The sequence below is a fragment of the Streptomyces sp. NPDC088817 genome, assembly GCF_044750345.1.
Classification (GTDB): domain Bacteria; phylum Actinomycetota; class Actinomycetes; order Streptomycetales; family Streptomycetaceae; genus Streptomyces.
On record NZ_JBIVJN010000015.1, the window covers coordinates 89,518 to 113,206 of the forward strand.

Below are 23,689 nucleotides of genomic sequence, written 5' to 3' on the forward strand. Positions count from 1 at the left end.
GCTCCGTTTTCGATCATCAACGATCGATTATGAACCGGTCCAGGAGGGGTGATCGGACCCCGCCGGTCCCCACAAAGGGGCCGCTGAGGTGCGTATATGGGCGGCTTCGCAAGATCTTCGCAGCTTGTGAACTTTTCACTTCTTCGGCCGTGGTGCCCCTGCTTTGATCACGTCTGCGTCATGTCCATACCAAAGAGAGATGACTGAACGTGTCGAAGAGAACACGCCCGACCGGCGGGTGGGAAGGTTCGGCCGTCGCCCTGCAGAGGCACAGACGGCTTCTGCCCCGGATAGCGGTCCTGACCGCCATGGTGCTTGCGGCGGAGACAGCGCTGGTAGTCGCCAACACCGGCCAAGCGGTGGCATTCACGCGCGAGAAGATACAGCAGACGGCCACCAAGGACACGGCCAAGGGCCCCGTTTCCGCCGCGGACATCCCGTCGGCGAAGGTCGCGGCCCGGTTGTCCGGCAAGAGGGTCGAGGCGCTGTCCGAGCGTACCGAGACCTCCACGACTTGGGTGAACAAGGACGGCTCGCTCACCACCGAACTCTCAGCCGGTCCCGTCCGGTTCACGGACGAGGAGACGGGAGAGTGGCGCGAGGTCGACCTGGACCTCGTCCAGGGGGCCGACGGGACCGTCGAACCCAAGGCGCACCCGGGAGGCCTGCGCCTGTCCGGCAGGTCCGGGACCCCGGCGAAGTCGATGGAGGCCGCTCAGCGGGCCGAGGCCACCGACCTGGTGACCCTGGGCGAGGGCGATCAGCAGATCACCTTGCAGTGGAAGGGCGGGCTGCCGCAGCCGAAGCTGGACGGTACGCGGGCGGAGTATGCCAACGCCGTACCGGGCGCGGACGTGGTCGTGGAGGCCACCCGGACCGGCTTCGAGCAGTACGTCGAACTCAAGCAGCGCCCCGGGGCCGGTGACGCGGGCGGCTACTCCTACACCCTGCCGCTGAAGGCCAAGGGGCTGAAGGCGACGCAACTCGCTGACGGCAGCGTGTTGTTCACCGACAAGAAGAACAAGAAGCGGGCGGTCATGCCCGCGCCGGTGATGTGGGACGCCACCGTCGACGAGCGCTCCGGTGAGCACACCCGCAAGGCCAGGGTCGGCCTGAAGGTGGTCCAGAAGGGCGCCTCGGTCGACCTGGTGATCACTCCGGACGCCGAGTTCCTCGCCGATCCGGACACCAAGTACCCGGTCACCATCGACCCGTCCACCTCCTCGCTCTCGAACGTCTTCGACACCTACGTGCAGCAGGGTGTGACGGTCGACCAGTCGTCCGACACCGAGCTGGACTGGGGCAACCCGGGCACCAAGAACGCCGACGGCACCGCGCGCACCGCGCAGACCTTCATCTCGTGGAACACCACGCCCATCCAGGACGCGCTGGTCCTCGACGCGAAGCTGTCGCTGTGGAACTTCCACTCGGCCAACGAGGACTGCAAGACGGTTCCGTGGGAGGTGTGGTCCTCCCCGGCCGCCTCCACCTCCAGCCGGTGGACCAACCGTCCGACGATGACGGCGCTGAAGGCCACCTCCTACGAGACCCGCGGCAACACCAAGTGCACCAGCACCCAGCCCGCGGGCTGGATCAACGCCAATGTGACCACGCTGGCGCAGGAGTGGGCCTCGGCCAAGACCACCCGCGGCAACATGGGCATCCGCGCCACCGACGAGTCGGTCGTGGCGCAGTGGAAGCGCGTCAACTCCGCCAACGCGGCGACGAACCCGCCGAAGCTGGTCGTCAACTACAACTACCGCCCGCGCACCGGCACCAAGCAGGAGGCCGGTCCGCCGTACTTCTCCTACGGCGGCGACTACGTCGTCAACACCACCACGCCGACCCTGCGGGACACCTTCGTCGACCCCGACGGTGACAAGGTCAACGGCACCTTCCAGATCTTCGACTCCGCCAACGCGCAGGTCGGCAACGTCCTGGTGTCGAAGTACGTGGCATCGGGCCAGCCCGCCTCGGTGACCGTTCCGGCCGGGCTGCTCGCGGACGGGAAGACGTACAAGTTCCGCACCAGCCCCTACGACGGCACGCACTACAACACCGGCTGGTCGGCCTGGAAGACCTTCACGGTCGACACCAAGGCGCCGTCCGCCCCGACGAAGATCGTCTCCACGGACTACCCGTCGGACAAGTGGGTCAAGGGCGCGGGCAAGGCGGGCACCTTCACCGTCACCCCGCCGGCCGCCGACCACAACTGGCTCGAGTGGTCACTGGACGGTCTGACCTGGACCAAGGTCGCCACCGGCGGTGCCGCCGGCGACAAGGCCATCTCGGCCACCCCGCCCAAGGACGGCACCCACACCCTCCAGGTACGGGCCGTCGACAGGGCCGACAACAAGTCCGAGCCCATCGAGTACACCTTCCACGCGGGCCCCGGCGGCTTCGTCCAGCCGTCGGAGGGTGAGCGCACCGCCCGTCGCCTGCCGTTGGCCGTCGAGGTCGAGGCGGCCAAGTACAACGCGGTGTCCTTCTCCTGGCGCCGCTCCGAGGCGGACCCCTGGGTGAAGATCCCGCTCAGTGACGTCACTTCCGGCGGCAACCGGCTGACCGCGTGGCCCGTCCCGCTGACCAACGGCAAGAACGCCCCGCTGGTCTGGAACGCCACCGACACGGTCGACCCGGACGGCACGATCCAGATCAAGGCCGACGTCACCGGGCCGAACAGCGCGACCGGCAGCACCGAACCGCTCACGGCGGTCGTCGACCGCAACGCGTCGGGCGCGGCGTCGAGGGAGGTGGGCCCGGGTACCGTCAACCTGCTCACCGGCGACTTCCTGCTGTCGGAGGCCGACGCCTCGTACTTCGGCCTCTCCGTGGGCCGTACCGCCTCCTCCCGGGAGCCCAACGCGCAGACGGACGGCCAGGTGCCGATCTTCGGCAAGGAGTGGTCCAGCAGCGCCGTCGCCGACAACGCCGGGTCGGACTACGTCCAGATCGAGAAGGTGTCGGCCACGGCCCTCTCCGTCGTCGAGGAGGGCGGCAAGGCGATCGCCTTCACCGCCAACGCCGCACAGAACGGCTGGATCCCGGAGCCCGGCTCCGAGGATCTGACCCTCAAGGGCACCTTCGCCACCGGCTTCACGCTGACCGACAGCGACGGTGCCGAAACCCTCTTCAACAAGCCGGACGCCTCGGCGACCACCTGGGTCGTCGACACGTCCAAGCTCAACGGCCTGGCCTCCAGCACCTCCAACGTCGTCTCCGAGACGGTCGTCGTCGGCGGCAAGGTCCTGGCCCGGCCGAAGCGCATCATCGCCCCGACCTCGGCCGTGTCCAACGCCACGTGTGCGGCGACCCCGGCCACCGTCGGCTGCCGCTCGCTGGAGTTCGTCTACGCGACCTCGACCACCGCCACCGCCACCGCCGACGGTGACTACAGCGGTCAGGTCAAGGAGATCCGGCTGTGGTCCACCGAGGCCGGCGCCAACGTGGCGACGCCCAGGGCGGTCCAGAGCTACCTGTACGACACGGCCGGCCGTCTGCGGCAGACGTGGAACCCGCAGATCACGCCGTCCCTGAAGACGACGTACACCTACGACGCCGCCGGCCGGGTCACCCAGTTGACCCCGCCCGGCCAACTGCCGTGGACGCTCACCTACGGCAAGGCCGGAAACGCCGCCACCGCCGGTGACGGCATGCTGCTCAAGGCGAGCCGGCCCGGCCTGAAGCGTGGCACGGCCGACGTGGCCGAGGGCACCAACGCCACCACGCTCGTCTACGACGTCCCGCTGACCGGGTCGGCCGCCCCCTACAAGATGGGCGCGTCCGATGTACGGGCCTGGGGCCAGACCGACGCGCCGACCGACGCCACGGCCGTGTTCCCCGGTGATGTCACTCCGCCGTCGAACTCCGGCTCCGGCCTCGCCGCCGCCGACTACAAGCGCGCGGACGTGTTCTACCTCGGCGTCTCGGGACGCGAGGTCAACACGGCGCAGCCGGGCGGTCACATCAGTACCGAGGAGTTCGATCGCTTCGGCAACCCGGTGCGCAGCCTGACCGCCGGTAACCGCGCGCTGGCCCTGGGCACGGCGCCGGGGGCGGCCGAGACGCTCGTCGACCTCGGCATCAACGCCCTCAGCACCTCCGAGCGGGCCATGGAACTGTCCACGCTCACGTACTACAGCGCCGATGGTCTGCGCGAGACGGAGAGCTTCGGCCCGCTGCACCGGGTCGAACTCACCCAGGACCTCAAGAACGGCTCGACCGTCCTGGTGGCCGGCGGCGATTCGGTCCCGGGCCGCGAGTGGGCGGTAAGCGAGTACGACACCGGGCGTCCCACCGACGGCAGCGCCGTCATCAAGGACCAGCTCACGCTCACCGTCAGCGGTGTCCGGGTCCGCGGTTACGACTCGAACATGGGCGAGAAGTACGTCAACGAGACGCTGTTCGACTGGGCCAAGGGCCTGCCGAAGATGACCATCGCGGACTCGGGCGGCCTCAACCTCGTCACCTCCACGGCGTACGACGCCCAGGGCCGCGTCACCGACGTGAGCCAGCCCGGATCCACCGGCTCCGACCCGGCAACCCGCGTCTCCGTCTACTGGTCGGGTTCCGGTACCGGCTGGTGCAAGGGCCGCCCGGAGTGGGCCGACGCGGTGTGCTGGACGGGTCCCGCGGGTGAGATCACCGGCGGCGGCTCGCAGCCCAAGCAGGTGGTGGACAACAGCTACGAGTACGGCTTCTTCGGCCAGAACACCAAGCGGATCGAAACGGCGAACGGGGCGAGCCGCACCACCACCATCACGTTCGACAACGCCGGCCGCCAGCTCAAGACCACGGTGACCGGACCGGGCCAGGCGGTCCCGGACTCCACCAACGTCTACGACTCGGCCACCGGCCTCCCGGCCGGTACGACCTCGTCCACCGGTGGCGCCATCACCAAGGCGTACGACAAGCTCGGCCGCCTCATCTCCTACACCGACGCCGACGGTGGTGTCACCAGGACCGAGTACGACCTGCTCGACCGTCCGGTCAAGGTGTCCGACTCTGTCCCGTCCTCCGTCACGTACACCTACGACACGGCGGCGGAGCCGCGCGGACTTCCGGTCTCCACCACCGACTCGGTGGCGGGCACCTTCTCCGCCGGGTACGACGCCGACGGCACCGTGACCAGCCAGAGGCTGCCCGGCGGGTACACGCTCGCCCAGGAGGTCGACCCGGCGGGCGCGATCACCAGCCGCGTGTACACGCGGAACAGCGACGGTGCCACGGTCATGTCGGACAGCGTGAGCAAGTCCGCGCACGACCAGGTCGTCCGGCACTCCGGCTGGTCCAGCCAGACCTTCGGGTACGACAAGGCCGGCCGTCTGACGTCGGTCGACGACATCGCCTCGGACGTCTGCACCCGCCGTACCTACACGCTGGACAAGCGTTCCAACCGGACTTCGGTCACCAGCGCCACCGCGGCTTCCGGCGCCGACTGCCCGACGACCGGTGGCACCGCCAGGACGAGCACGTACGACAGCGGCGACCGGATCACGGACAGCGGCTACGTGTACGACGCCTTCGGCCGCACCACGGCACTGCCGGGCAGCACGGTCGGGTACTACGCCAACGACCGTGCCTACCAGCTCACCTCCGGCACCCAGCGGCAGACGTGGCAGCTCGACTCCGCCATGCGCTTCCGCTCCTGGAAGGCCGAGAGCGGCAGTGGCAGCACCTGGACGCAGACCGGGTCCAAGCTCAACCACTACGACGGTGACGGCGACAGCCCCCGCTGGATAGTGGAGGACACCGGAAACGGCGCTCTCACCCGCAACGTCATGTCCCTCGGCGGTGATTTCCTCGCCACCACGAGCAAGACCGGTGAGGCCGTCCTGCAGTTGGCCAACGTGCACGGCGACGTCGCCCTTCAGCTCCCGCTGGACAGTGCACAGCCCCCGGTGGTGCTGGACAGCGACGAGTTCGGCAACGCCCGCGTCGGTCAGGAGCCGGCCCGGTACAGCTGGCTGGGTGCCAAGCTGCGTTCCGCTGAGACCGTGGCGGGCCTGACCCTGATGGGCTCGCGCCTGTACAACCCCGTGACCGGTCGCTTCCTGAGCCCGGACCCGGTGTACGGCGGCAACGCCAACCCGTACGTGTACCCGGCCGACCCGGTCAACGCCTACGATCTCGACGGCAACAAGAAGCAGAAGAAGCCGCGTTCCTGTAACTTCTGGTGCTCTCTCTTCATCGACGGCCTCGGTATCGTCGTTGCCGCGGTCTGCACCCCGGCCCTGGGGCCGGTCGTCTGTGGTGCCGTCGGCGGCGGTCTCGCAGGCTTCGCCAAATACTGGTGGACCCACCACGGCGGTCACGGGTACACCAACAAGGGCGCTGCCATCGCGACCCTCCAGGGTGCCGCGATCGGCGGATTCGGCGGAGCGGTAGGAAAGGGCATCTTGAAAATCGGAGGCAAGGTCTTCCGGGGCTACGGTGACCGCGCCTCCATCAAGGCGTGGGACAAGTTCCAGAAGGCCATGAAGAAGTAGGGCCTCGCTTCTCCGGTGCCTGGTGGCCGTCTTGCCACCAGGCACCGGACCAGTCCGGTTCACCCCTCACAGAAAACGGATTCCACCCATGTTCAGCTACTGGCTCGCGGTCGTACGCCGTGCTGCCGGGCCCATCGCCGTGATCTTCGTTATCTGTTGCGGCGCCATGGCCGGTGCACTGATCTGGGAAGACGCGAGCGCCTGGGCGGCCGCGCTGCTCCAGGGGTCGCTTTTCGGGCTCGCCGTGGGCGCCGTCCTGGCCGTCGTGGGCGCCACGTCGAACACGTGGCAGGCCGCGCGTGCGGCTTCGCGCCACGGCCTGCCACTGTCCGCCGAGGCCGTGCCCCTGCCGTGCACCGCGGAGATCCACGTGCCGATACGGCCCGGCACGACCGCCTACCAGCTCACCGACAGTGTGCTGCACGCTCTCAAGCAGCTCCCGGCTCCCGAGATCGACGAGGTCAAGGAATTCACCCACGGCAAGCTCACCCTCATCTGCAGGAAGTCGCTGAGCACCCCGGTGAGGTTCCACGTCTCCATCACCACGGACCACGACACCGCGACCGTGGCGATGGAGGCCCGCCCCACGGCCACCTGGAAACTCCTTGACGACGGCGCCAGTTGGAGCGTCCTCAAAGCGTTCGAGCCGCACGTCGGCAAGGCCGTCCAGGACGAAGTGGACGGCATGCCCACGACGTGAGCGCCTCGGCTCCGTGAGGCACAATCGGGCGGTGATCAGAGTGCTGGTCGTCGAGGACCATGCCGTGGTGCGGTCAGGGCTGACGGCGTTGCTTTCGGGGGAGTTGGGGATCGGCGTCGTCGGCGAGGCCGCCGACGGCTCCTCGGCGCTCACGGAGGCCGAACGGCTGCGGCCCGACGTGGTCCTCCTCGACATCGACCTGCCCATCGTGGACGGCATCGCCGTCGCCTCCGCGCTCGCCGAACAGCTCCCCGAGTGCCGCACGTTGATCCTCACGGCGCTGGACCGGCCCGGGTATCTGGGGCGTGCCCTGAGCGCGGGAGCGTCCGGCTACCTGCTCAAGTCCGTGACTCCCGCCGAGACCGCGGACGCGATTCGCCGGGTCGCCGCCGGTGGACGCGTGATCGACCCGCGCATGCGGGACGGCGGGGCCGACACGGTCAGCCCTCTGACCGAGCGGGAGACCGAGGTGCTGCGGCTGGCGTCCTCGGGCGCCCACGCCCGTGAGATCGCCGCCGATCTCTTCCTGAGCCTGGGCACGGTGCGCAACCGGCTCTCCTCCGCCGTCGGCAAGCTCCACGCGCGCACCCTCGTCGACGCCGTCCGCATCGCCGAACGCCAGGGCTGGCTGTAGGCCGCCGTATCGCACAGACGGACCGCACACCGCCACGCGAGTACGTGAAGATCTCACTTCCCCGCATCCCCCGCCGCGTGATCCGATCAGGGCCGACCAATGCGTGCCCGCCGCCCCTCGGGCACGGTGCGGCAGGCGCGCACAGCAGTTGGGGAGTGCTGGTTTTCCATGGCGGGGCGGCTGAGTACGGCAGGGCGAGCGCGGGCCGAGATCATCGCGGTTTCAGCTCTGGCCGTTCTGGTTTACGGATCGGCCGTGCTGGGCGCGGTGTTCAGCGGGCCGTGGACGCTCGTGTGGTTCCTGCCGGCCATGCTGGGTTCCCTCGTGGCGATCTGGTTCGTCCGCGAAGGCATCCGGCGGGAGAGGTCGGCGGCCGCTGGCGCGGAGGACGGGAAAGAGCCGCGCGAAGACGATCCCGACCAGCACTGACATCACTCCTCTCCCTGTGCCCTCTCGCCCGGGGCGAGTTCGAACCACACCGTCTTGCCGAGCCCGCCCGGGCGGTGTTCCGCGCCCCAGTCGTCCGCCAGCGCCTCCACCAGCGCCAGGCCCCGGCCCGACTCGTCCTCCGGTGACGCCTCCCGGGGTGCGGGCAGCGTGTCGTTGGCGTCCGTGACCGAGACGCGCAGGCGCCCCTCCTCGCTCCGTACGCAGCGCGCCCGGATCTCCCTGCCCGGCGCCTTCGCGTGGCGGTAGGCGTTCGTCATCAGCTCGCTGAGCAGGAGCACCGCCGTCTCCGTCACGTCGTCGGGCACTTTCCACGACGCTGCCTGTTCGCGCAGGAGCAGCCTGGCCCGTCCCACACTCCGCGCGTCGCGGGGGAAACGGAACTCGATGTCCTGGGGGAGCGCGGTGGGTGAGCGGTGCGGTGTCGGCATACGGGCTGGTTCCTTGCGTGTGATTCTCCGTCGTTCGGTGGGATAAGGGTGGTGGCCTGCGCCTAGCCTCTGAAGTATCGGGTCGGGTACGCAGCGTGATGTACACGGTGCGGCGGTGGGAGGCGGGTGAGGGCGCGTGGCTACGGGGGAATCCCAGCAGGCGCAGCAGAACTGGCGTTACTGCGGTGCGCAGATCAAGCTCTGGCGGGAGGAGGCCCAGGTCGCCCGGCAGGCCCTGGCGGAAGAGGCCGGCTACGACTACGAGTACGTCAAGTCGATGGAGTGCGGGCGCCGTCGACCAACGCTGCGGTTCTTGCAGGTCGCTGATCAGCTGTGCCAGGCGCGCGGCAAGTTGGTTGCCGCGCACGAGTTCCTGAAGCCTGAGCCGTTCCCGCAGCGTACCCAGCAGTACGTGGCGTTGGAGGCCGAGGCCATCACAGTGCAGTGGTACGAGCCCCTGTTGGTCCCCGGTCTGTTGCAGGTCGAGGAATATGCGCGCCAGTTGATCGGCAGTGACTGCCCGCCGCTGGACGAGGAGACCGTGGAGGAGCGCGTAGCTGCGCGGCTCAAGCGGCAGGAAAAGCTGGTCAGCAAGCCGCTTGCGCAGTTCACCTTCGTCATGCACGAGGCCGTTTTGAAGGCGGTGATCGGTGACAGGGCCGTCATGCGAAGGCAGCTTGAGCACCTGCTGGAAGTCGGCGGACTACGCAACCTGACGCTCCAGGTGCTGCCGCACGCGCTGGCTCCCACTGTGGCGCTCAGCGGAGCCCTCATTCTTGTCGAGACTGCCGAGCATGATGTGTACGCGCATGTGGAAGGCCAGGAGACAGGAGCGTTGTACGCGGACGGAGCCAAGATCAGCGCGCTCGCACAACGCTATGGCATGATCCGCTCGCAGGCGCTTAGCGTTGACGAGTCGGCCCGGTTCATCAAGAAGTTGGCGGAGGAGCTATGAGCGAGCAGCTGTCTTGGTTCAAGTCCAGCTACAGCGATTCCTCAGGCGGCGCCTGCGTCGAGGTCGCCGCCTCCCCCCGCACCGTCCACGTCCGTGACTCCAAACTCGGCCTCGACAGCCCGCGTTTCGCCGTGGACGTCGACGCCTGGTCAGAGTTTCTCGCGTACGCCGCTCACTGAGATCAGCAGCGCGACCGCCGCCGCCGTCACCGGGACCGCGTAACCCGCCGTCGCCGAGACGTGTTCGACCATCCAGCCGCCGGTCGCGCTGCCGCAGGCGATGCCGCCGAGCAGGCCGGTCACCGCGAGGGTCATGCCCTCGTTGAGGCGGCCCTCGGGGGAGCGCTGCTGGACCAGGGTCATGTTGGTGACCATGGTGGGTGCCGTCGCCGTACCGGCGATGAGCAGCGCCCCGGACAGGGCGAGCAGGGAGCCGGTCAGGGTGGCGGCCAGCAGCGGCAGGGCCATGAGGGCCGTCATCGCCGCCACGCACCAGGGCAGTCGCCGTACGGCGGGGCCCGCCGGTCGCAGGGTCCCGTAGACCAGCCCGGCCACACACGAACCGGCCGCCTGGAGGCCGAGGGCCACGCCTGCCACCGAACGATGGCCCCGCTCGTCCGCGAACGCCACGGTGACGACCTCCATCGCGCCGAACACCGCGCCCATGGCGAGGCACACGGCGAGCTGGGCGGGCATACCGGGGGCGCGCAGAGGTGCCCGCGCGGGAGTGCGGGGACTCGGCGGCGGCTCGGTCGAGCGCTGGGCGGTGAACAGGAGGATGCCGGTCAGGAGCAGTACGGCGCCGACCAGCGTGCCGGCCTCCGGGAAGAACGTGCCGGTGAGGAAGGCCGCGAGGACCGGGCCGAGCATGAAGCACAGCTCGTCCGCGGCCTGTTCGAAGGAGATGGCGGTGTGCAGGGACTCCGGGGCGGACCGCAGCAGGTGCGCCCAGCGGGCACGGGACATGCCGCCGGTGTTGGGGGTGGTCGCGGTGGCGGCGTACGCGGCGAACAGGGTCCAGTCGGGAGCGTCGTAGTGGACGCAGAGCAGGAGGGCCAGGCTGCCCAGGACCGCGCAGACGGTGGCGGGCACGGCGATCCGGGCCTGCCCGTACCGGTCCACCAGCCGGGCGACCCAGGGGGCGGTGACCGCGGTCGCCGCGAGGCCGGTGGCGGTGACGGCGCCGGCCAGCGCGTACGAACCGCGGGCACTCGCGATCATGACGACCGCGCTCACGCCGAACATGCCCGACGGCAGCCGGGCTATCAGGTTCCCGGCGGTGAAGGCACGGGTACCGGGCAGGGCGAACAGGCGGCGGTAGGGACCGAAGAGGGGGGCACGGCCTTCCACGGCGGCGGCCGGGGCGGGAGGTTTCGGCATGCCGTCACCGTCGCCCGCGCACTGACCTGCGGTCCAACACCTGATCGGGTGCGATTGACGCACCCGCGTTGTAAGTTCTGCCGATGCCTGCCGAACCCGGACCGCCGTACCTCTCCGCCGAGGAGATCGCCCCCCGACTGCTGCGCGCCTTCGTCGCCGTAGCCGAGGAGCTGCACTTCACGCGCGCCGCCGCGCGGCTGTACGTCGCGCAGCAGGCCCTCAGCCGGGACATCCGGCGGCTGGAACGGGAGTTGGGCGCCGTGCTGTTCGTGCGGACCACCCGGCAGGTCGCGTTGACCGCGGAGGGCACCCGGCTGCTGCCGTACGCCCGTCACGTGCTCCAGGCGCAGCGGGCGCTGCTCGACGCCTTCGGCCGAGGTGAGCCGGAGCGGCCGCTGCTCGTCGACGTCAACAGCCCGGGGCTGCTCGGGGAACGGGTGCTGGACCGGGCGCGTTCCCGGGTCCCGCACCTGGAGCTGATGACCCGCTTCGAGAGCGGTCTGACCGGCGCCGCCGCCGAGATGCTGGCCGGCCGGCTCGACGCGTCGTTCGGGCGGTTCGCCGGGCTCGATCCCGCGCTCCGGCGGGGACTGCTGCACCAGCCCGTGCGGTACGAGCCGATGGCCGTCATCCTGCCCGAGGGGCACCGGCTCGCGGACCTGGAGCAGGTGCCCCTCGACGCCCTCGCCGGGGAGACCGTGTACGCGGGGGCGGGCAATCCCCGCACGCCGGAGTGGACCGGCCTCGCGCGTGAGCTGTTCGAGGGGCGCGGCATCGACGTCGCGCCGCCCGCTCCCCTCGCGATCGGTGTGGCCGAGTTCCGGCGGATCATGGCCAAGTACCGGAATCCGATTCTCGCCGTGGTCGACTTCCCGGCGATGCCCCAGACGGTTCTGCGGCCGCTTGTCGACCCTGTTCCTTTGTCGCCGGTATCACTGGTGTGGCGTAAAGGGCTGATTCACCCCGGATTGGATGCGCTCAGACGTTCTGCTACCGAACTGGCGCACGAGGAAGAATGGTTGCGCAGGCCGGCGGAGGGATGGATTCCGGCCATGGACGCGACCGTGATGGCTGCGCACATGTGAGACCCATCTCCATGACATGGCCACATGCGATACATTCGGGGACCCGGGCGCACCGTGGTAAAGGGGACGCTTGGGCCGGGTGGGGGCCCTGGTCCGACGACAGTGCGTAGGCCCGGATTCTGGAAGTCATGCCCCTGGGGGGAAGCACGTGCGCGTCGACAAATGGCCAGATCATGCCCAACCGAACGGCTCCGGATTCTCGTCCGGGGGCGGCCGGGAGGGGGGTGGGGCCGCGGACCCGGGCGCGTCGCTCATATCCGGCGACGCCCTCGGCACGGAACCGGAAACAGGCCATCTTCCGGGAGTGGCCCCGGAACTCGATGGCCAGGGCATATGGCCGGATACCGCCTGGCCCGCGGCCGGTCCGGCCGGTTCCGGCGGTGGTGTGCACAGACACCCGCGGGGGCCCGGCGAGGGCCCGGGCGCGGGGGCGGGTTCCTGGTTCGACAAGGGCCACCCCGCCGAACCGGCCCCGGCGGCGGAGACGCAGCTACTGCCCGGGCCGGGGCCGACGACGGACTCCCGGCTGACGGCCGACCCCGCGGCGGCCGCCCAGACGCAGATGCTGCCCGGAGCGGCGGCCGCGGCGGAGACCCGGGTACTGCCCGGAACGCCGGACTCCGCGGCACCCGAGGGCCGGGTAGGCGGCCCGGGCACGCAGCCGCTCGGCCCCCTCGGCACCGGCCCCACGGGCACCGGCCCCCTGCGGGTCCAGGTCGAGGACCCGTGGGAGACCCACGACCCGCACGAGGTCACCGTGCAGCTCGACGCCGTGAGCGTGCGGCCGGGCGGCACCCTCGGATCCGCCGGCCCCGCCGGCAAGGAGGCCGACCGGCCCGTCTTCGTCGACGAGTCCGGCCGCCGCAGCCGCCGCTTCCGCCGCCTCGGCATGGCCATCGGCCTCGCCTGCGCGGTCTACGCGGTCGTCATCGTCGTCACCCTGCTGTCCGGCAACGCGGCCGCCCCCTGGGTGCCGGTCCCGGTCCCGGGAGCCGACGACCAGCCGGCGAGCAAGGTCAAGGAGTCGCCGCGGCAGTCGGAGTCCAGCAGCCCGTCCGCGGACACCAGCGCCGCGCCCGAGGCCGGTACCGGCCCTTCGGCCCCCGTCGCCCCGAGCGCCGGTGTGAGCCCGCCCGCGGGATCCACCGTCGTACCGGGAGCCCCGGCCGTGCCCAGCGGTACGCCCACCGCGTCGAGCAGGCCCACGCCGTCCGCGACCAGCACGAAGAAGGCCCCGGACGGACCGCCCGCGCCCGTCGACACCGGCGGCAACGGCTTGCCCCCGGACACCAAGACGCCGTCGACCGGGCCGAACCCGCCCGACCCGAAGCCGAGCAGCTCCGGCAGCGCCGACCCGGGTGACAACGGCGCTGCCACCAACAACAACGCAGGGGGAGCCGCCACCGCGCACCCCGTCGCGTCCACCGTCCCGGCCGCCGCCGACCGGCCCGGCGCCACACCCGACCACTCTCCGGAGAACGTCCTCTGATGGCCTCCCGTTCCAACCGTCGCCGCTCCAGCAGAGGCGACGGGCGACCCCAGCGTGCCCCGGCACACGTCAACCTGCGACGCCGACGGCTGCCCATGCGCTGGGTGCTCCCCGTCATGCTGCTGGTCGCGATGACCGCGATGCTGATGCTGCGCGGCTACGTGCACAGCGAGATCCTCGCCGACTACCGCATCAGACCCGAGGCGGCCACCGACAAGGTGCCCGACAAGATCCTCGAGGGCGGCCCGGTCATCGACACCCGCAGCGGCAAGGCCGCCAGCATGAGCGTGCCCAGGCAGCGGGTCGTCCTCACCTTCGACGACGGACCCGACCCCAAGTGGACCCCGCAGGTGCTCGACGTGCTCAAGCAGCACCACGCGCACGCGGTGTTCTTCATCACCGGCACCATGGCCTCGCAGTACCCGGACCTGGTCAAGCGGATCGTGCGCGAGGGCCACGAGATCGGGCTGCACACCTTCAACCACCCCGACCTGTCGTACAAGTCGCACAGCGGCATCGACTGGCAGCTCTCCCAGAACCAGATGGCACTGGAGGGCGCCGCCGGCATCCGCACGTCGCTGTTCCGGCCGCCGTACTCGTCCTTCGCCGACGCGATGGACAACGCGTCCTGGCCGGTCACCCAGTACGTCGGCTCCCGCGGATACCTCACGGTCCTCAACAACATCGACACCGAGGACTGGCAGAAGCCGGGTGTCGACGAGATCATCCGCAACGCCACCCCGAAGCACGGCGACGGCGCCATCGTCCTGATGCACGACTCCGGTGGCGACCGGCACCAGACCGTCGAGGCGCTCGGGCGGCTCCTGCCCGAACTCCAGGCCAAGGGCTACAAGTTCCAGAACCTGACCGAGGCACTCGGCGCGCCCAGCGCGCACACCCCGGTCGCCGGCGCGGAGCTGTGGAAGGGCCGGGCGTGGGTCTTCCTCGTACAGGCATCGGACGAGATCACCGGAGTGCTGGTCGTCGGCCTCGCGGTCATCGGCTCGCTCGTCCTGGCCCGCTTCGGCCTGATGCTGCTGCTCTCCGTCGTGCACGCCCGCCGGGTGCGCCGGAAGAACTTCCGCTGGGGGCCCGACGGGCCGATCACCGAGCCGGTGACGGTCCTGGTCCCGGCGTACAACGAGGCCAAGTGCATCGAGAACACGGTGCGTTCCCTCGTCGTCGGCGACCACCCCATCGAGGTGCTCGTCATCGACGACGGCTCCAGCGACGGCACGGCCCGCATCGTCGAGGACCTGGACCTGCCCGGGGTGCGGGTCGTCCGGCAGCTCAACGCGGGCAAGCCGGCCGCCCTCAACCGCGGTCTGGCGAACGCCCGTCACGACATCGTCGTGATGATGGACGGGGACACCGTCTTCGAGCCGTCCACCGTCCGCGAGCTGGTGCAGCCCTTCGCCGACCCGAAGGTCGGCGCGGTCGCCGGCAACGCCAAGGTGGGCAACAAGGACTCGCTCATCGGGGCCTGGCAGCACATCGAGTACGTGATGGGCTTCAACCTCGACCGGCGGATGTACGACATGCTCGGCTGCATGCCGACCATTCCCGGAGCCGTCGGCGCCTTCCGGCGCACCGCGCTGGAGCGGGTCGGAGGCATGAGCGAGGACACGCTCGCCGAGGACACCGACGTCACCATGGCGCTGCACCGGGACGGCTGGCGGGTGGTGTACGCGGAGAACGCCCGCGCCTGGACCGAGGCCCCGGAGTCCGTGCAGCAGCTGTGGTCCCAGCGCTACCGCTGGTCGTACGGCACCATGCAGGCGATCTGGAAGCACCGCCGGGCCGTCGTGGAGCGGGGACCCTCGGGCCGCTTCGGCCGCGTGGGACTGCCGTTCGTCTCCCTGTTCATGGTGGTGGCCCCGCTGCTGGCCCCGCTGATCGACGTCTTCCTGCTGTACGGGCTGGTGTTCGGGCCCACGGAGAAGACCGTCGGCGCCTGGCTCGGCGTACTGGCGGTGCAGGCGATCTGCGCGGCGTACGCCTTCCGGCTGGACCGCGAGCGGATGAGCCACCTCGTCTCGCTGCCGCTCCAGCAGATCCTCTATCGGCAACTCATGTACGTGGTCCTGCTCCGGTCCTGGATGACGGCGCTCACCGGCGGCCGGCTGCGCTGGCAGAAGCTGCGGCGCACCGGCGTGGTGGAGGCGCCGGGCTCGATCCCGCAACAGCGGACGGCGGACAGCGGCAGTGAACGGAGGCCCGTCGGATGACGGCACACGAGTACGGGACGGCGGACGGCACGCCGCCGCCGGGCATACCCGGAACGCCGGGCCCGGACCCCGTCCACGGCTCCCCGGCACCCACCGGGTGGCCGTACGACCGTGCGGGCGAGGTGAGTATCCCCGCCCAGAAGACGGCAGACGCGGTGAACGGGGCGGTTGCGGCGGACACCACCGGCGCCGACTCGACCGGTGGGGCCGACGCGGCCGGCGCGGCCGGGGCGGAGAAGAAGCCGGCGGTCCCCGGCCGTGACCGCTATCTGGACCTGCTGCGTTCCATCGCCCTGGTGCGTGTGGTGGCATACCACCTCTTCGGCTGGGCCTGGCTGTCGGTCCTCTTCCCGTCCATGGGTGTGATGTTCGCGCTGGCGGGCTCGCTCATGGCGCGCTCGCTCAACCGGCCCGCCCTGTCCGTGATCAAGAGCAGGGTGCGCAGGCTGCTGCCCCCGCTGTGGGTGTTCAGCGCGCTGATGCTCGGCCTGCTGTTCGTGCAGGGCTGGAGTCCGGGGAAGGACCCGGACCTCGGGGGCCACTTCTGGGGCCCGGTCAGCGTGTTCAACTACCTGGTGCCGATCGGCGCCCCGCCCTACCCCCTGAGCATCGGCTCCGAGTCCGGGTGGCTGGAGAACACCTGGGCGGACCAGGCGGCGGGTCCGCTCTGGTACCTGCGGGCCTATCTGTGGTTCGTGGTCGCGTCCCCGCTGCTGCTGTGGGCGTTCCGCCGGGTGCCGTGGGCGACCCTGCTGTTCCCGCTGGCGCTCACCGCCGTGGTCGGTACCGGGCTGGTCACCATCCCCGGCGAGACCGGCAACGCGGTCGAGGACTTCGCCGTGTACGGCAGTTGCTGGGTGCTCGGCTTCGCCCACAACAACGGCATGCTGAAGCAGGTCCCGCGCTACGCGGCGGTGTCCGGCGCGGCCGCGCTGATGGCGTTCGGCCTGTGGTGGGCGTCCGGTCACCTCGGCCCCGACGGCTGGGACCTGAACGACATCCCGCTCGCCCAGGCGACGTGGTCGTTCGGCATCGTGGTGATCCTGTTGCAGTACTCCCCGTCGTGGCAGACGCTGCCCGGCCGGCTGGCCAAGTGGGACAAGCTCATCACCCTCTCCAACAACCGGGCGGTGACGATCTACCTCTGGCACAACCTGCTCATCATGGCGACGGTGCCGATCCTCGACCGGGCCTACGACCTGCCCTTCATGCAGAGCGACACGGCCACCTCGTGGCTGGACTCGACGGCGCTCCTCTGGCAGTTCGTACTCGTCTGGCCGCTGATCGCGCTCGCGATACTCGGCGTCGGCTGGGTCGAGGACCTGGCGGCGAAGCGCAAGCCGCGGCTGTGGCCGAACGGGGCGAAGAAGAAGCGGGCGGCGAGGGCCCACTGAGCCGGGTGCCCCGCGTCCTTCGGGCGCGGGGCACCGTCCTTCTGCCGGGCACGGAGCCGTCGGAGTGCCGCCGGACTCTGGCCAACGCGCGTAGACGGGCGCATCATGGGGGTGCTTTGTGCGCACAACCCTCGCACTGAAATTGTCATGCACGCGTCAAAAATCGAGATGCGTCATTCAGCGACTAAGGGAGACGGCACGATGGCTTGCGGATCGACCAGCCTATGGGCCGGTGAAACGAGCTGGTTCTGTTGCGGATCCTCCTGGGGTCCGTGCGGCAGCGCGGGCGGCGGCGCCTGCGGCAACTGCCAGTCCAGCGCGAATCACGGCGCCTGGCCCAATGCGTCACAGGCATGCTGGAACATCACCCGGCCCGACCTGTGCGGCGAGAACATCCCCAGACGCGGCTGCGGTGCGGTGATGAACATCAGGCACCAGTGCTCCGGCGCCACCGTCTGCATCACGATCACCGACTGCGGACCGCGCACCAAGGACTGGTGCGGCGAGGCCACCTGCTGCAACGGCGCCTGCCGCACCAACCGCGTCCTGGACCTGACCCCGGCCGCCTTCTCGGCGATCGGCAATCTCAGCTCCGGCAAGCTGCCGGTCTACATCTACGAGTGAGGGGGAGTTCGTCATGACCCACCGTCAGAAGGGCGACGGCGGCGGCCTGGGCCGCCGGCGCTTCCTCACCACGGCCGCGCTCAGCGGCGCCACCATCGTCGGCGCGTCCGCCCTCGGCGGCTTCGACGCCGACGCGGCTTTCGCCGCCGAGCCGTCGCTCGACCCGGCGGTCCCCAAGTCGGCCTTCGTGGAGGGCCGGATCACCGGCATCACCGGCAGCGTCCTGGAGGTCGCGGGATCCTACGGAGACCACTCCCGGGTCCAGATGACCAACGTCACCAGCGTCTGGAAGGTCCGGCCGACCACCGCCGCCGACATCGAGATCGGCGACGGACTGTACGCGCGGGGCGTTCCGATGCCGGACGGCACCGTCGCGGCCGACGCGGTGTGGGTGAACATCGTGAACCTCGACACCACGATCCGCGGCATCGCGAAGAACCGGGTGCACCTCTCCCACGGGCAGCACGAGCTCGTCGGCCACGTCCACCAGGACACGACGAACGCCTCGTACGCGGGCCGTGCGCTCACCTCGGACCTGTCCCGGCTGCGCATCGGGCAGAGCGCCCAGGTGCTCGGGGCGTGGCGGCCGTCCGACAACTCGGTGGACGTCGTCCGTATCTCCGTCGGGCACTGACGGCCTGATCCGAGGAGGAGAAGAGGAGAAGGGGAGGGAAGGATGCTCTCACTGACAACGGGCCTCGTACCGCTGGTCCTCGCGGGCCTGCTGGGGTGGACCGGCTCGGTCAAGCTCTTCGACCGGGACACCGTGCGCCAGGCACCGAAGACGGCGCTGGCCCGGATGCTGCGCAGCAGCGAGCGGGCGGCGGTGGTGCTGCGCGGCACCGGCGCCGTGGAACTCCTGCTCGCGGCGGGGCTGCTGGCCGTGCCGGCGAACCCGGTGCCGGGCGCGGCCACGGCCGTCCTCGGGGCGGGGTTCCTCGGCTATCTCGGCTACGGCCGGGCGCTGGCCCCGGAGTCCTCGTGCGGCTGCTCGGCGAACGAGGACACCCCGATCACCTGGCGCGCGTTCGCGCGTGCCGCGCTGGTGCTCGGGGGCGGTGCGACGGCGGCGGTGGCGCACGGCTCCTGGTGGTCCACGCTCACCGAACGGCCCGGTTGGTCACTGGTGTTCGTGACGGTGGCTGCGGCCGTTCTGGTGGCGCTGTCGGTCGACCTCGACCGGTGGTGGCTGCTGCCGCTGCGCCGCCTGAGGCTGCGTGTCTTCGGGCATCCGCTCTTCGGCAGCGAGCCGGGGGACCGGGTGCCGGTCGCCGCCAGCGTGGAACTGCTGGAGAACTCCCTCGCCTGGCAGACCGCCTTCCCGGTGGTCCGGTCGGGTCTGCTGGACCACTGGGAGGAGGACGGCTGGCGGATCCTGCTGTACTCGGGTGTGTACGGGGCGGGGGAGAAGGCGCGGCCGGTGTCGGTGGTCTTCGCCCTGGACGCCACGGCCGGCCGGGACACCCCGGGCGACCCGGCGGTCCGCGTCAACTACGTCGACGCGCACACCGGCGAGCCACTGGCAACGGCTTCGCTGCGTGCGGTCGGGCCGCGCAGATCCCTGCCGACGCTCGGCTGATACACCGCCGCCCACGGCTCACCGCCCCCGCCCACGGGGCCGGTGAGCCGTCGGCGTCGTGCTGGTGCGGTTGTGGGGGTCTCGGTAGCGTGTCGGCTGTTTCGCCCTGCCCGCCTGCCTCACCAGGAGCCTGCTGTGATCCGCCGCCCAACCCGCCTGCTCACCACAGCCGTCGCCGGCACGACGGCCGCCCTGCTCCTCGCCGGCTGCGGCGGGGGTGACGGCGACGCGAAGGCCAACGACAAGATCGCGGGCGCGGACACGGATACAAAAACGCCGCCCTCCCCGACTCCGTCCGCGACAGCGGGCCGACCGAGGATCGAGTTGCCGTCGGATCTCACCTACACCTTCGAGTGGCCCAAGACAGGGGACAACGCCAAGGACGCCGTCCTCTACGACAGTCAGCAGTTCATCAAGGCCGTGGACATGGCGATCGCCGAGCAGAAGCCGCTCGACGCGGGGTATCGCTTCTACTCGGAGGGCGAGGCGGCGGCGGGAAGTCAGAAGTTCATCCAGGAATTCGTGGACTACAAGGACCGGATCACCGGCGTCAGGCGGTTCTACGCGGCCAAGGTCCAGGTCAACGATGGCGGAACGGCAAGCCTCGTCTACTGCGAAGACCAGAACAAGGCGTACAACAAGAGCCTGAAAACCGGGAAGACGGACGTCACCCCGCAGTCGAAGGACAACTACGTCATCTACAGCAGCCGACTGCGGGTCAACAAGCAAGGCATCTGGGTCACCGAGAAGCTGGCGTCGCAGCGGGGGAGCTCCGTATGTCAGCCGTGAGCAATCTGCGACGCGCATGCGTCGTCTCCGCCGCAGCCGCACTGCTGCTCTGCCCGGCACCGGCATGGGCGGGCTTCGGCCACGGCGGCAGCAGCAACGGCGGGAATGACGGCACCGCTTCGGGTGGCGCCGACGGTGACACGATCTCCGCGACCGCCGGCGGCATCGTCTTCGATCGTTCCAAGAACGGCACCGGCCGCTCCGCGGGGCCGGTCGCTCCGGTGTCGGCCTGGACGCCGCCCGCCTGCTGGTATGCCCCGAAGTACACGCCGGAGCAACTGCAGAAGTACCTGGAGCCGATCTGGGAGGCCGAGTCCACCGGGTACGAGTGGGACGCCGCGCAGCGCGACCGCTACGTCGACGGGCACCCGTACAAGGACTTCAACAAGGACAAGGCCGGCAAGGGCTATTGGTGGGACTCGTACGTCAACAAGGACTTCCCGCCGGGCTGGGACAAGTGCGAGGAGCCGATCTTCTGGGTGGACCAGGGCGCCGCTCCACCCGCGGACATCGAGAACGCGGTGACGCCGCGCGTCCTCGCCGAACTCGCCTACAACGAGATCCGCGTCCCCGGTACCGAGGTGGCGCTCGCGCCGGCCGCGGTGACGAAGGTGAATCTGCCCACCTGGGCGTGGCTGGACGGGGTGCGGTTCCGGCCGGTTTCCGTGACCGCTTCCGTGCCGGTGCTGGGGATTTCCGCGACGACCACCGCCGAGCCCGTCTCGCTGAGGATCGACCCCGGTACGGCGGACGCCGAGACCTACCCCGCGTCGGGAGTCTGCGCGATCGACGGTGGCCGTATCGGTGAGGCGTACGCCAAGGGGAAGGCCGACCGCACCCCGCCCTGCGGGCTGAAGTACCTGCGGTCGTCCGGCGATGGCTCGTACCGGTTGAGAGCCACCATCACCTGGAAGATCCACTGGACGGGCACCGGCGATACGGGCGGCGAGCTGCCCGAGGGAACCTTCGGCGACACCCAGGACGTCAGGGTGCAGGAGATCCAGGCCGTCAACCGCTGAGCCCGCCGCAGTCGGACGGCCGCCCGCGCCGCACGGGGGCTACCGGTGCGGGCGGTGGGCGGGCACTGTGGGAGGGAACGGATTTCCGGCCTCCGACGATGCCCCGGCGAGGCTGCCGGCCGGGGTGAGCCTAGGCGGTGACACGCACATGGCACTGGCTGCGGCCACGGTCCCGTACGAGCTGAGGTTCGGCGCCGGGCGGGTCTGCCTGGACCTCCTCTCCACCACCCACCCCGTGGAACGGCTGGACTCCCTCCCGCCGCTGCGAGCGTGGATCACCGGCTCGGGACTCGTGCCACCCGGCTGCCCGCCCACACACGCGGACGCCTCCTGGCTCACCGCCTTCAGAGAACTCCGGGGGGATGTGGCGGAGTTGGTGCGCGGCTGTCTCGCGGCGGAGCTCAGGGCCCACGACCTCGCGCTCGCCCGCGTCAACGACATCGCCCGTACCGCACCCCCCGCACCCCGCGCCGTGCGTGGCGAAGACGGCACCCTCGTACGCGAGTTGGCGGGCCCGCCCGACTGCGCCGCCCTGCTCGCGGCCGTCGCCCGGGACGCGGTGGAACTGCTCACCGACCCCGAGGCCCGGGCGGCCCTGCGCCAGTGCGAGGGCGACAACTGCCCGATCGTGTACCTGGACACGTCCCGCGGACGCCGGAGGCGCTGGTGTTCCAGCGAGGTCTGCGGGAACCGCGAACGGGTGGCCCGCCACCGCCGACGCGCCGCTCACTCAGAGACCTAGGGGAAGCACGCGGAACAACTCCCGCACCCCATTTGCCGGTTGTGGGTGTTGCGTTCCGAAGTGATTTGCGTAACACATTGTTTGGCCCAGTTCCGGGGCGGGCAGCGCGCCCGCCTCCACATCCGTGTCGGAAATGTGAAGGCGGAGCGGGGGGAATGTGCGCCCATGTCCTCCCTCGTCACGGCACCCGACAGAAAACCGTCGGCCTGTTTTGAACACCCCGCACCCCTGATCCGTACCCGTCGTCGAGCGAACGACTGGGGGGAAGCCCCGGACACCGGAGGTGGGCGTGCGCAAGGATGCGGCCGTGGCCAATGAACGTGGAGCGAGGGCCCGACATCGCATGTCCCAGTCCTCGGAACCTGATGAGGAGTTGATGCGTGCGCTCTATCGCGAGCACGCCGGTCCTCTCCTCGCGTATGTCCTCCGGCTGGTCGCCGGCGACCGGCAGCGTGCCGAGGACGTGGTGCAGGAGACGCTCATCCGTGCCTGGAAGAACGCCGGTCAGCTCAATCGGGCCACCGGTTCGGTACGCCCCTGGCTGGTGACGGTCGCACGGCGCATCGTCATCGACGGCCACCGCAGCCGGCAGGCCCGGCCGCAGGAGGTCGATCCGTCGCCGCTGGAGGTCATCCCCGCGGAGGACGAGATCGACAAGGCGCTGTGGCTGATGACGCTGTCTGACGCGCTCGACGACCTGACCCCGGCCCACCGGGAGGTGCTCGTCGAGACGTACTTCAAAGGGCGTACCGTCAATGAGGCGGCCGAGACGCTGGGCATACCCAGCGGCACCGTCCGCTCGCGGGTGTTCTACGCCCTGCGGTCGATGAAGCTGGCGCTGGAGGAGCGGGGGGTGACGGCGTGATGAGCGTGTACGGGGGATTCGGAACGGGTGGTGCGGGTATGTCTGGGGCCATGCAGGGAACCCCGGCTCCGAACGAGCACGAGACCGTCGGCGCCTACGCCCTCGGAATTCTTGACGACGCCGAGGCAACCGCTTTCGAGGCGCATCTCGCCGGCTGCGAGTGGTGCGCCCAGCAACTCGACGAACTGGCCGGCATGGAGCCGATGTTCGCCGCACTGGCGGACCTGCCGGGCTCCGGCACACCCGCGGTCGGGGAGTCCCTTTCGGCCAAGCCGAGCCCACGCCTGGTGGAGAAGCTCGTCGACGAGGTCGCCGAGCGCCGTGCCCAGAAGCGCAGGCGCGGCTTCTACATGGTCGCCGCGGCGGCGGCGCTGATCATCGGCAGCCCGCTGGCCGTGTTCGCGGCGAGCGGCTCGGGCGGCGGCGACAACACCACGGCGGGCGCGAGCCCCGCGCAGTCCGCCTTCGCGGCGATGCCCGACAAGGTCACGGCGACGGACCCGACGACGAAGGTCACCGCGACGGTCGCCGTCGAGAAGAAGGACTGGGGCACCAACGCCGTCCTGGAGCTGAGCAACGTCACCGGCTCGCAGAAGTGCTCGCTCATCGCCGTCGGCAAGAACGGCGAACGCGAGACGGTCACGTCCTGGTCCGTCCCGGAGTGGGGCTACGGCGTACCGAACGCCAAGACGGAGGAGGCCAGGAACCCCCTCTACGTCCGCGGCGGCGCGGCCCTGGAGCCGAACCAGATCGATCACTTCGAGGTGATGACCTTCGACGGGAAGCAACTCGTCGAGGTACCGTCCTAGCTTCCGCCCGGGGCCCCCTTTCGCGTACGGTT

The 23,689-nt window shown here is 70.3% G+C and carries 20 protein-coding genes; 18 read left to right on the forward strand and 2 right to left on the reverse strand.

Features of this window, described 5'->3' with window-relative positions:
• Nucleotides 1-308: 308 nt before the first annotated feature.
• From ACIP4X_RS25580 to ACIP4X_RS25595, 4 genes are all read left to right on the forward strand, one after another.
• Entirely contained in the window at nt 309-6,488 is a 6,180-nt protein-coding gene (locus ACIP4X_RS25580) for an RHS repeat-associated core domain-containing protein (protein WP_358728114.1), read from the forward strand.
• Nucleotides 6,489-6,576: 88 nt separating this feature from the next.
• The gene (locus ACIP4X_RS25585; protein ID WP_358728116.1) at nt 6,577-7,188 is read left to right on the forward strand and encodes a hypothetical protein; all 612 of its coding nucleotides are present in this window, start codon (nt 6,577-6,579) and stop codon (nt 7,186-7,188) included.
• A gap of 31 nt (nt 7,189-7,219) precedes the next feature.
• Nucleotides 7,220-7,822, forward strand: a complete 603-nt coding sequence (locus ACIP4X_RS25590; protein ID WP_358728118.1) for a response regulator transcription factor — start codon at nt 7,220-7,222, stop codon at nt 7,820-7,822.
• 168 nt (nt 7,823-7,990) lie between these two features.
• Complete coding sequence (locus tag ACIP4X_RS25595; protein ID WP_358728120.1) at nt 7,991-8,251, forward strand: hypothetical protein; 261 nt, start codon at nt 7,991-7,993, stop codon at nt 8,249-8,251.
• 2 nt (nt 8,252-8,253) lie between these two features.
• On the opposite strand, the gene ACIP4X_RS25600 is transcribed toward ACIP4X_RS25595, so the two are convergent.
• The gene (locus ACIP4X_RS25600) at nt 8,254-8,700 is read right to left on the reverse strand and encodes an ATP-binding protein (RefSeq protein WP_358728122.1); all 447 of its coding nucleotides are present in this window, start codon (nt 8,698-8,700) and stop codon (nt 8,254-8,256) included.
• Nucleotides 8,701-8,836: 136 nt separating this feature from the next.
• On the opposite strand from ACIP4X_RS25600, the gene ACIP4X_RS25605 reads away from it, so the two are divergent.
• Together ACIP4X_RS25605 and ACIP4X_RS25610 are read left to right on the forward strand one after the other, a co-directional pair.
• On the forward strand, nt 8,837-9,655 hold the full coding sequence (locus ACIP4X_RS25605) for a helix-turn-helix transcriptional regulator (RefSeq protein WP_358728123.1): 819 nt from the start codon (nt 8,837-8,839) through the stop codon (nt 9,653-9,655).
• Complete coding sequence (locus tag ACIP4X_RS25610) at nt 9,652-9,834, forward strand: DUF397 domain-containing protein (protein WP_358728125.1); 183 nt, start codon at nt 9,652-9,654, stop codon at nt 9,832-9,834. The genes ACIP4X_RS25605 and ACIP4X_RS25610 overlap by 4 nt, the downstream gene beginning before the upstream one ends.
• On the opposite strand, the gene ACIP4X_RS25615 is transcribed toward ACIP4X_RS25610, so the two are convergent.
• Nucleotides 9,805-11,034 (reverse strand): MFS transporter, encoded by a 1,230-nt coding sequence (locus ACIP4X_RS25615; protein WP_401350798.1) that lies wholly within the window; start codon nt 11,032-11,034, stop codon nt 9,805-9,807. The genes ACIP4X_RS25610 and ACIP4X_RS25615 overlap by 30 nt on opposite strands.
• Nucleotides 11,035-11,117: 83 nt before the next feature.
• Here ACIP4X_RS25615 and ACIP4X_RS25620 point away from each other — a divergent pair, with 83 nt between their 5' ends.
• From ACIP4X_RS25620 to ACIP4X_RS25675, 12 genes are all read left to right on the forward strand, one after another.
• Complete coding sequence (locus tag ACIP4X_RS25620) at nt 11,118-12,119, forward strand: LysR family transcriptional regulator (RefSeq protein WP_401350800.1); 1,002 nt, start codon at nt 11,118-11,120, stop codon at nt 12,117-12,119.
• A gap of 385 nt (nt 12,120-12,504) precedes the next feature.
• The gene (locus ACIP4X_RS25625; RefSeq protein WP_326802676.1) at nt 12,505-13,608 is read left to right on the forward strand and encodes a hypothetical protein; all 1,104 of its coding nucleotides are present in this window, start codon (nt 12,505-12,507) and stop codon (nt 13,606-13,608) included.
• Nucleotides 13,608-15,836, forward strand: a complete 2,229-nt coding sequence (locus tag ACIP4X_RS25630; RefSeq protein ID WP_391457908.1) for a glycosyltransferase — start codon at nt 13,608-13,610, stop codon at nt 15,834-15,836. The genes ACIP4X_RS25625 and ACIP4X_RS25630 overlap by 1 nt, the downstream gene beginning before the upstream one ends.
• Nucleotides 15,833-17,230: an acyltransferase gene (locus ACIP4X_RS25635; RefSeq protein ID WP_326802674.1), complete on the forward strand. Its 1,398-nt coding sequence runs from the start codon at nt 15,833-15,835 to the stop codon at nt 17,228-17,230. The genes ACIP4X_RS25630 and ACIP4X_RS25635 overlap by 4 nt, the downstream gene beginning before the upstream one ends.
• A 420-nt stretch (nt 17,231-17,650) precedes the next feature.
• Nucleotides 17,651-17,854 (forward strand): RlpA-like double-psi beta-barrel domain-containing protein, encoded by a 204-nt coding sequence (locus ACIP4X_RS25640; protein WP_324838204.1) that lies wholly within the window; start codon nt 17,651-17,653, stop codon nt 17,852-17,854.
• Nucleotides 17,855-17,867: 13 nt separating this feature from the next.
• Nucleotides 17,868-18,488, forward strand: coding sequence for a cell wall protein (locus ACIP4X_RS25645; protein ID WP_401350803.1), 621 nt, complete (start codon nt 17,868-17,870; stop codon nt 18,486-18,488).
• A gap of 42 nt (nt 18,489-18,530) precedes the next feature.
• Nucleotides 18,531-19,433, forward strand: a complete 903-nt coding sequence (locus ACIP4X_RS25650) for a MauE/DoxX family redox-associated membrane protein (RefSeq protein WP_401350805.1) — start codon at nt 18,531-18,533, stop codon at nt 19,431-19,433.
• 135 nt (nt 19,434-19,568) lie between these two features.
• Entirely contained in the window at nt 19,569-20,222 is a 654-nt protein-coding gene (locus ACIP4X_RS25655; protein WP_401350807.1) for a hypothetical protein, read from the forward strand.
• Nucleotides 20,210-21,241, forward strand: a complete 1,032-nt coding sequence (locus tag ACIP4X_RS25660; protein ID WP_401350809.1) for a hypothetical protein — start codon at nt 20,210-20,212, stop codon at nt 21,239-21,241. Before ACIP4X_RS25655 ends, ACIP4X_RS25660 begins: the two co-directional genes overlap by 13 nt.
• Nucleotides 21,242-21,389: 148 nt before the next feature.
• Entirely contained in the window at nt 21,390-21,983 is a 594-nt protein-coding gene (locus ACIP4X_RS25665) for a CGNR zinc finger domain-containing protein (RefSeq protein WP_401350811.1), read from the forward strand.
• A gap of 343 nt (nt 21,984-22,326) precedes the next feature.
• Nucleotides 22,327-22,848, forward strand: a complete 522-nt coding sequence (locus ACIP4X_RS25670; RefSeq protein ID WP_019056398.1) for a sigma-70 family RNA polymerase sigma factor — start codon at nt 22,327-22,329, stop codon at nt 22,846-22,848.
• Between the two features lie 50 nt (nt 22,849-22,898).
• Nucleotides 22,899-23,657 carry a zf-HC2 domain-containing protein gene (locus ACIP4X_RS25675; RefSeq protein ID WP_358728141.1) on the forward strand — a complete coding sequence of 253 codons (759 nt, stop codon included), beginning with the start codon at nt 22,899-22,901 and terminating at the stop codon, nt 23,655-23,657.
• Nucleotides 23,658-23,689 lie beyond the last annotated feature (32 nt).

Excerpts from the sequence above, each read along its gene's own strand:
- ACIP4X_RS25650 (WP_401350805.1), top strand. The coding sequence starts at position 18,531 with ATGCTCTCACTGACAACGGGCCTCGTACCGCTGGTCCTCGCGGGCCTG.
- ACIP4X_RS25635 (WP_326802674.1), top strand. The coding sequence starts at position 15,833 with ATGACGGCACACGAGTACGGGACGGCGGACGGCACGCCGCCGCCGGGC.
- ACIP4X_RS25665 (WP_401350811.1), top strand. The coding sequence starts at position 21,390 with ATGGCACTGGCTGCGGCCACGGTCCCGTACGAGCTGAGGTTCGGCGCC.
- ACIP4X_RS25640 (WP_324838204.1), top strand. The coding sequence starts at position 17,651 with ATGAACATCAGGCACCAGTGCTCCGGCGCCACCGTCTGCATCACGATC.
- ACIP4X_RS25615 (WP_401350798.1), bottom strand. The coding sequence starts at position 11,034 with ATGCCGAAACCTCCCGCCCCGGCCGCCGCCGTGGAAGGCCGTGCCCCC.
- ACIP4X_RS25580 (WP_358728114.1), top strand. The coding sequence starts at position 309 with ATGGTGCTTGCGGCGGAGACAGCGCTGGTAGTCGCCAACACCGGCCAA.
- ACIP4X_RS25595 (WP_358728120.1), top strand. The coding sequence starts at position 7,991 with ATGGCGGGGCGGCTGAGTACGGCAGGGCGAGCGCGGGCCGAGATCATC.
- ACIP4X_RS25630 (WP_391457908.1), top strand. The coding sequence starts at position 13,608 with ATGGCCTCCCGTTCCAACCGTCGCCGCTCCAGCAGAGGCGACGGGCGA.
- ACIP4X_RS25660 (WP_401350809.1), top strand. The coding sequence starts at position 20,210 with ATGTCAGCCGTGAGCAATCTGCGACGCGCATGCGTCGTCTCCGCCGCA.
- ACIP4X_RS25600 (WP_358728122.1), bottom strand. The coding sequence starts at position 8,700 with ATGCCGACACCGCACCGCTCACCCACCGCGCTCCCCCAGGACATCGAG.
- ACIP4X_RS25645 (WP_401350803.1), top strand. The coding sequence starts at position 17,868 with ATGACCCACCGTCAGAAGGGCGACGGCGGCGGCCTGGGCCGCCGGCGC.
- ACIP4X_RS25675 (WP_358728141.1), top strand. The coding sequence starts at position 22,899 with ATGCAGGGAACCCCGGCTCCGAACGAGCACGAGACCGTCGGCGCCTAC.
- ACIP4X_RS25670 (WP_019056398.1), top strand. The coding sequence starts at position 22,327 with ATGTCCCAGTCCTCGGAACCTGATGAGGAGTTGATGCGTGCGCTCTAT.
- ACIP4X_RS25585 (WP_358728116.1), top strand. The coding sequence starts at position 6,577 with ATGTTCAGCTACTGGCTCGCGGTCGTACGCCGTGCTGCCGGGCCCATC.
- ACIP4X_RS25620 (WP_401350800.1), top strand. The coding sequence starts at position 11,118 with ATGCCTGCCGAACCCGGACCGCCGTACCTCTCCGCCGAGGAGATCGCC.
- ACIP4X_RS25610 (WP_358728125.1), top strand. The coding sequence starts at position 9,652 with ATGAGCGAGCAGCTGTCTTGGTTCAAGTCCAGCTACAGCGATTCCTCA.